Genomic DNA, 6,415 nt, shown 5'->3' on the forward strand with positions numbered 1-6,415 from the left:
CGGGAGGGCGGCCCGGCGGTGGATCAGCCGTCGAGGTCGCGCAGTCCCCTGCCGACCTGCTCCACGGCGCCGACGCTTCTGATCGAGGGATCCATGGCCGAGCCGGGCACGACGATGAAGCGGTCGTTCCTCACGGCGGTGAGCTTGGAGGCGACGGGGTCGGAGCGCAGGAAGGCCTTCTTGGCCTCGGCGCTGTCACCGTCGCCGCCGCGGGTGAGGTCGGCCAGCACGATCACGTCGGGGTCGCGCTCGGCGATCGTCTCCCAGTCGCCCTCCGCCCACTGCCGGGTGATGTCGGAGAACGCGTTGCCCGCGCCGAGGAGCGTGCCGATGGTGTCGGGAAGCCCTCCGCGACCGGCGATGGCCGGGGTCTTGGTGCCGGAGTAGTACCACATCAGCTTCGCCTCCCTGCCGGTGTCGGCCGCGGTCCTGGCGGCTTCCAGGCGCCGGCGCAGGTCGGTCACCACGCTCTGGCCGCGCTCGGTGACATCGAAGATCTTCGCGATGTCGCCGATCTCGGCGAAGATGGCGTCGAACGACACCGAGGCGGGGATCAGCGCGCGGTCCTCGCAGTCGTTGGACGACAGGTAGGCCGGCACGCCCAGCCCGGCCAGGTCCTTGCGGGTGCCGCCGGCGTCGGGGGCGTAGGCGGAGGCGCGCATCGAGTAGACGAAGTCGGGGGTCGCTGCCAGCAGTGCCTCACGGCCGGGGTACTGGGCGGCCAGGACGGGCACCTTGTCGTAGTCGCCCTTGAGCTCGTCGAGCACCGGGTCCGTCCGGTAGGCCGTGCCGACCATCCGGTCGGCCAGGCCCAGCGTCAGCATGATCTCCGTCGCGTTCTGCTCCATGGAGACCGCCCGTCGCGGCGGCGAGGTGACGCGGAGGGGAAGGCCGCAGCTCGTCAGCTCCGTGGCGGCACGCGCACCGGACGACGAAGCGTCCGTGGTGGCGGGCGCACCGGACGACGGGGCGCCGGTGGTGCCGCTGGAGGACGCGCCACCGGGGCTCGCGCAGGCGGTGAGGGCCGCGAGCAGACAACCGGCCACTCCGACGGAAATGATTTTCATATTTGACGACCCTACAGGAGGAAAAAGGGCGAAAGCCAAGGCCAGGGCCCGGGACGAGGTTCGTCACCGGGCCGGGACACGGCTCGCCGGGGAGCGGTCAGGGAGCGAGGAGCCCGCGCCGGTAGGCGCGGACCAGGGGGCGGGGCACCAGCAGTTCCCGTCCGTCAACGGTGATCGGTACCAGGTCGGGTGCGACGGCCTTCCACCGCGAGCGGCGGTGGCGGGTGTTGCTGCGTGACATCTTCCGCTTGGGGACGGCCACGGTTCACCGGCTCGCTTTGGTGATACCGGGCAGTTCGCCGCGGTGGGCCATCTCGCGGAAGCGGATGCGCGACAGGCCGAACGTGGTCAGGTGGCCGCGGGGGCGGCCGTCGACGGCGTCGCGGTTGCGCACTCGGGTGGCGGAGGCGTCGCGTGGCCGGCGGGCCAGCGCCCGCAGGGCCGCGGCCCGCTCCTCGGGGGTGCCGGTGCGGATGGTCTCCTTGAGTTCGGCGCGGCGTGCGGCGTGGCGGGCCACGATCGTCTTGCGGCGCTCGTTGGCGGCGATCTTGCTCTTCTTGGCCATCAGACCTTTCCTCCCTTGGCGCGGATGCGGGCCACGGCGGCCTCGATGCCGATCTTGTCGATGGTCTTGACGGCTCTGGCGCTGAGGGTGAGCCGCACGTAGCGGTTCTCGGTGGGCAGCCAGTAGCGGTGGTGCTGGATGTTGGGGTTCCAGCGGCGGCGGGTGCGCCGGTGGGAGTGGGAGACGTTGTTGCCGAAGACCGGCGCGGTGCCGGTGAGCCGGCAGTGGGCCGACATCAGGCCCTCCCGCGGCGACGGAGGCCGTCGCGTCGGTTCTCGCGCGCCACGGGGGCGGCGCCGGTGCCCGCACCGGATCCGCTCCCGATCGTGGGACGCAGGTCGTTTCTCGTCATCGGGTTCCTCTCAGGGTGTCGAGGCATGCAATGATAATGGGAACGGTTTTCATTTACGCAAATGGAGCCCGGCACGCGACACCGCGAACGAGACCGTCCCCACATCCGGAAGGAGACCCGTGTCCACTCCCGTCGTCCTCGTCGCGGGCCTGCACGCCCAGGCCCGCACCGCCACCGTCGACCGGCTGCTGCACGACCATCCCGGCGCCGTCGCCGTCCACCACGACCTGCGCTCGGTGACCGGCGGCCGCGTCGAGCGCCTCGTCCGCGACCGCTCCGGCATCCTCGACCTGACCGAGATACGGCTCGCGCACGGCTGCCTCACCTGCGCCGTCCGCGAGGACCTCCTCCCCGAACTCGTCCGGCGCGCCCCGGCCGCCTCCCTGCTCGTCGTGGACCTGTGGGACTCGGTCGAGCCCCGATCGGTGGCCGAGGCGATCGACCGCGACGAGACCCGCGACACGCTGCGCCTGACCGCCGTGCTCACCGCCCTGCACGCCGAGTACATGCCGATCGACATCACCCGCGGCGACCGCCTGACCGAGACCGGCCTGTCCGCGGCCGACGGCGACGAACGCCACCTGGCCGAGGTGCTGGCCCGCCAGATCGAGTACGCCACCGCCCTGGTCCTGCACGGCGGTGACGCCGACGACGACGATCTGTCCCGCCGCGTGCTCACCCACCTCGCCCCCCTCACCCCCGTCCACCGGACCACCACCCCGCCCGAGGTCCGCGCCGCCGCGCTCTGCACCGTCGAACTGGCCGAACGGGTGGACCCCGCGACCGCCCGGCTGCCCTGCGACACCCGGACCGAGGAGATCACCACCGTGGTCTGGCACCGGCGCCGCCCGCTGCACCCGGCGCGCCTGTTCGACGCCGTGGACGAGCTGGTCACCGAGTCGGTCCGCTCCCGCGGGCGGTTCTGGCTGGTCACACGTCCCGAACGGCTGCTGGCCTGGGACGCGGTGGCCGGCGCCGTCTCGGTGGAGGACGCGGGCCCGTGGCTCGCCGCTCTTCCCGAGGCCGCCTGGGAGATGGTCTCCCCCGCCCGGCGTACGGCCGCCGCCCTGGACTGGGACGCCGAGTACGGCGACCGCACCCAGCACCTGGTCTTCACCGGCCCCGACCTCGACGCCGGCCGCGTCACCGCGCTGCTCGACTCCTGCCTGCTCACCGAGGCCGAACGGGAGGCGGGGCCCGCGGCCTGGACCACCTGCCCCGACCCCTTCGCCACCATCCTCGCCCTCCAGGAGAGCGCGTGAAGCCCCGCCGCCCCACGCCCGGTGGCTGCGGACGGCGCTGTACGTCGCCGCGGCGTCCTGGTTGTTCCACTTCCTCCTGCCGTCGTGGCCCTGGTGGATGTCGGTGCTCGACGCCGCGGTGATGTGCGGCGTCGTCGTCACGCTCCAGGCGGTGCTGGTGCGCGACCCCGTCCGGACCGACCGGATGCGCGCCGCGGGCCTGCTGGGCTACGGGGGTTTCGCGCTCCTCGACGTGCTGGACGTCCTCGGCCGGCCCACGATCCCGGGACTGTCCCTGGTCTGCGGCCTGGCGGCGCCGATCTGGACCGCCCTGGCCCTGCGGGCGCAGTGGCGGGACGACCGCCGGCGGCCGTCCACCGTCCGGTACGGCATCGCCGCCCTGCTGGCGTCGCTCGCCGCCGGAGGGATGAGCCGGCCGCTCGGACAGCGGGGGGATCTCCTCTACGGGGCCGTGGGCGCCGTGGGCGCTCTGACGATGGTCTGGCTGGCACGCTCCGCCCACGACCCCGCCGGCCCCGCGTCACCGGCCGGCCCCGGCCTCACCCCTCCCCGCGCACCCCCGGGACTGACGGGGGTCCTCCTCCGGCACCTCAGCGGACGACGTCCAGCACCACCTTGCCCGCGACACGCGCGGCGACGACCGGAAGGCCGGGTGACACCGGGCGGCGGCCCCGGTGAGTCACTCTCGCGAAAAATTGCTATTCCGAAATTTCGGATTTGTGGTTGAATCGAGGTATGCAATCCATCCTCGCCATGCTCTTGACCACAGCGCTGGCGGCCCCGACGACCGGCGCCGTCGCCCCTCCCGCCGACCTCAAGGACGCCGAGGCCGTACTCGCCTACATCCGCGCCCACCCCGACGACGTCGCCCTGGTGACCCGGGGCCTCAGCCACAACGCCCGCCGCCTCACCCCCGTGGCGTCGACCATCAAGATCACCCATCTCGCCGCCTACTCCGACGCCGTCCGCAAGGGGAAGGTCAGGCCGGGCGAGCGCGTCCCGGTGGCCCTGTGGAACGCCTACCACCTGCCCGGAACCGACGGCGGCGCCCACGAGGCGGCGCTCAAGCGGCTCAAGCCCGGCGCGAGCGTCACGCTCGACCAGGTCGTCTCCGCCATGATCGAGGAGAGCGACAACGCCGCGGCCGACCTGCTGCGCGACCGCCTCGGCCCCGGCGCGCTGCGCGGGATCGCGCGGACGCGCGTCGGCACCGTCAACGGTGAGATGCTCCGCGCCTTCGGCGGCTGCCGGCTGTCCGCCGACGCCTGCCTGAAGAGGTACGTCAAGGCCGGCAAGCAGGTGCGGATCACGCTCCCCCCCTTCGCCCGGCAGGCGGACTGGGCCGAGACCGTCACCCGCGTCGAACCCGGCGTCCTGCGCGGGGTGCTGGCCGGGCTCAGGAAGGACAGGACCGCGAGCCGGCACCTGGAGTGGCCGATGCGCCGGCCCGGCGCCGACCCCGGCAAGCTCCTCATCGGCACCAAGGGCGGTTCCCTGCCCGGCGTCATCAGCGAGGCCATGTACACCGTCCGGCCGGGCGAGAAGCCGCGCGAGACCGTCCTCGCGCTGCGGCGCCTGCCCGAGGCGACCTGGTTCTCCGGGATGCGAAGCTATGCTCATCAGCAGTTCATCGTGCGAATGGAGACCGACCCCGCCTTCTTCGCGAAGGTCCGCGCAGCGTTGAAGTGAGGCGACCCTGACCAGTGCCGACGACCGATACCAGGCCCTCGAGGCACGGGTCGCCGCCCTAGAGACCGCGCTCGCCACGCTCGCCACGCTCGCCGCCCCCGAGCCGCCGGAGGTCGGCGACGACAGCGGTCTGATCACCTACGGCGGCCAGGCCAGGTTCGGCGGCTACGGATGGCAGTGGGAGATGGCCCGCAGCCCCGGCTGGCTGCTTCGGCAGCCGGCCGGTCCGCTGGCCGCGGTGCTGGCCGCCGCCGGGCATCCGGCGCGCTTCGAGATCCTGCAGGTCCTGGTCACGGGACCCAGGGCGATCGCCGACCTGCAGGCCGAGCTGGACCTGGCCTCGCCCGGCCAGCTCTACCACCACCTCAAGACGCTGGCCTCGGCCGGGCTGGTCGAGCAGCCCGAGCGGGGGGTGTACCGGGTGCCGCCACACGCGATCTTCCCCGTGCTGGCGCTGGCCGCCGCCGCGGTCGACGTGGCCGAGCACCCCGGCGCCCGGTGAGAGGACCCCGCGGTCTTCCCGGTGGGGGCCCGGCGGGCGCGTAAGATCCACCACGGCGATCCGTCCGCCCTCCCCCGGACCCACCCCTGACAGGAACCCATCGACATGCCCCCCTCCCCCCTCGCGCGGCGCCTGCTCGACCTGATCACCGGGACCGCGAAGGACCCCACGTACTGGCCCGTCACCTCCCGGCTGAGCGCCGCGCTGGGCACGCGGGTCCGGATCGGCGAGGACCTGGCGTCGATCCGGTACGTGCTCGACGGGCAGGCCCGGCGGTGGGTGGTCGACCCGGCCCGTGAGCTGGTCGAATTCCTGCTGCGGGACGAGGAGCGATCCGTCGGCCCCTTCGACGCGCTGGTGGCGGCGGAACTGGCGGGCATGGACGCCGAGGTGAGCGTCTGGCTCGCCGGGTGGTGCGCGCCGATCACCCTCGCCGAGGCGGCCGTGCCGCTCGGCTGGGACGTGGAGCGGCGGGCCCTGTTCGCCGAGGCGGTGCGGCAGGAGCCCCATCACGTCGTCCCGCCGCCGTCCGGCGTGACCGAATGGCTCGGCGGCCTGCCCGGCTACCCGGACTTCGCCCGGACGGCCCTGGAGGCGGCCGAGGCCCGCGTCGCGGCGATCCACGCCGGCGAGATCCCCTACGCGGCGGAGAAGGCGTTCGAGAACGAGGAGAGGGCGACCGTCGGCCGGGCCGTGCGGCTGGCGCTCCTGCGGGACGAGCCCTGGCTGCCCGAACTGCTGGAGAGCCTGGTGCGCGGGATCGCGGTGGCGCCCACCACGGCCAGGACCCTGCCCTCCCAGGCACTGCTGTTCGAGATCGCCCGCGCCGTGGAGGAGCACCCGACGCCCGAGGCGGTCTCGGCGCTGCGCGCCGCCTGCCGGGTCACCCGGCACGCCGGGGTGCCGGGGCAGTTGGACCGCATGTTCAAGCGCATCGAGCCCGCCCTGGCCGACCGGCTGGAGGTGGCGTTCCGGCTG

At 73.6% G+C, this 6,415-nt stretch carries 9 protein-coding genes; 5 read left to right on the forward strand and 4 right to left on the reverse strand.

Annotation, left to right across the window (positions count from 1 at the left end):
* Nucleotides 1-23: 23 nt before the first annotated feature.
* The 4 genes from AB0G16_RS31220 to rpmB all read right to left on the reverse strand — a co-directional run bounded on the left by AB0G16_RS31220 (nucleotide 24) and on the right by rpmB (nucleotide 1,868).
* A complete protein-coding gene (locus AB0G16_RS31220) occupies nucleotides 24-1,067 on the reverse strand; it encodes an ABC transporter substrate-binding protein (RefSeq protein WP_362813061.1) in 1,044 nt (347 codons plus the stop codon).
* Nucleotides 1,068-1,164: 97 nt separating this feature from the next.
* Complete coding sequence (rpmF, locus tag AB0G16_RS31225; protein ID WP_362813064.1) at nucleotides 1,165-1,329, reverse strand: 50S ribosomal protein L32; 165 nt, start codon at nucleotides 1,327-1,329, stop codon at nucleotides 1,165-1,167.
* Nucleotides 1,330-1,332: 3 nt separating this feature from the next.
* Complete coding sequence (gene rpsN, locus AB0G16_RS31230; RefSeq protein WP_362813067.1) at nucleotides 1,333-1,632, reverse strand: 30S ribosomal protein S14; 300 nt, start codon at nucleotides 1,630-1,632, stop codon at nucleotides 1,333-1,335.
* Entirely contained in the window at nucleotides 1,632-1,868 is a 237-nt protein-coding gene (gene rpmB, locus AB0G16_RS31235) for a 50S ribosomal protein L28 (protein ID WP_362813070.1), read from the reverse strand. The genes rpsN and rpmB overlap by 1 nt, the downstream gene beginning before the upstream one ends.
* 235 nt (nucleotides 1,869-2,103) lie before the next feature.
* On the opposite strand from rpmB, the gene AB0G16_RS31240 reads away from it, so the two are divergent.
* The 5 genes from AB0G16_RS31240 to AB0G16_RS31260 all read left to right on the forward strand — a co-directional run.
* Complete coding sequence (locus AB0G16_RS31240) at nucleotides 2,104-3,246, forward strand: GTP-binding protein (protein ID WP_362813073.1); 1,143 nt, start codon at nucleotides 2,104-2,106, stop codon at nucleotides 3,244-3,246.
* Nucleotides 3,247-3,307: 61 nt separating this feature from the next.
* Nucleotides 3,308-3,973, forward strand: a complete 666-nt coding sequence (locus AB0G16_RS31245; RefSeq protein WP_362813076.1) for a hypothetical protein — start codon at nucleotides 3,308-3,310, stop codon at nucleotides 3,971-3,973.
* 8 nt (nucleotides 3,974-3,981) lie between these two features.
* Nucleotides 3,982-4,935 (forward strand): serine hydrolase, encoded by a 954-nt coding sequence (locus tag AB0G16_RS31250; RefSeq protein ID WP_362813079.1) that lies wholly within the window; start codon nucleotides 3,982-3,984, stop codon nucleotides 4,933-4,935.
* A gap of 184 nt (nucleotides 4,936-5,119) precedes the next feature.
* Nucleotides 5,120-5,437, forward strand: coding sequence for a helix-turn-helix domain-containing protein (locus AB0G16_RS31255; protein ID WP_362813082.1), 318 nt, complete (start codon nucleotides 5,120-5,122; stop codon nucleotides 5,435-5,437).
* A gap of 105 nt (nucleotides 5,438-5,542) precedes the next feature.
* Nucleotides 5,543-6,415, forward strand: an 873-nt coding sequence (locus AB0G16_RS31260; protein ID WP_362813085.1) for a hypothetical protein, incomplete at its 3' end; no start/stop codon positions are given.

The sequence above is a fragment of the Streptosporangium sp. NPDC023615 genome, assembly GCF_040640155.1.
In the GTDB taxonomy this organism is placed as follows: Bacteria; Actinomycetota; Actinomycetes; order Streptosporangiales; family Streptosporangiaceae; genus Streptosporangium.

What these genes read in the sequence shown, in the direction of transcription:
- AB0G16_RS31255 (WP_362813082.1), top strand. Translation starts at nt 5,120, where the DNA reads ATGGCCCGCAGCCCCGGCTGGCTGCTTCGGCAGCCGGCCGGTCCGCTG.
- AB0G16_RS31220 (WP_362813061.1), bottom strand. Translation starts at nt 1,067, where the DNA reads ATGAAAATCATTTCCGTCGGAGTGGCCGGTTGTCTGCTCGCGGCCCTC.
- AB0G16_RS31250 (WP_362813079.1), top strand. Translation starts at nt 3,982, where the DNA reads ATGCAATCCATCCTCGCCATGCTCTTGACCACAGCGCTGGCGGCCCCG.
- rpsN (WP_362813067.1), bottom strand. Translation starts at nt 1,632, where the DNA reads ATGGCCAAGAAGAGCAAGATCGCCGCCAACGAGCGCCGCAAGACGATC.
- rpmB (WP_362813070.1), bottom strand. Translation starts at nt 1,868, where the DNA reads ATGTCGGCCCACTGCCGGCTCACCGGCACCGCGCCGGTCTTCGGCAAC.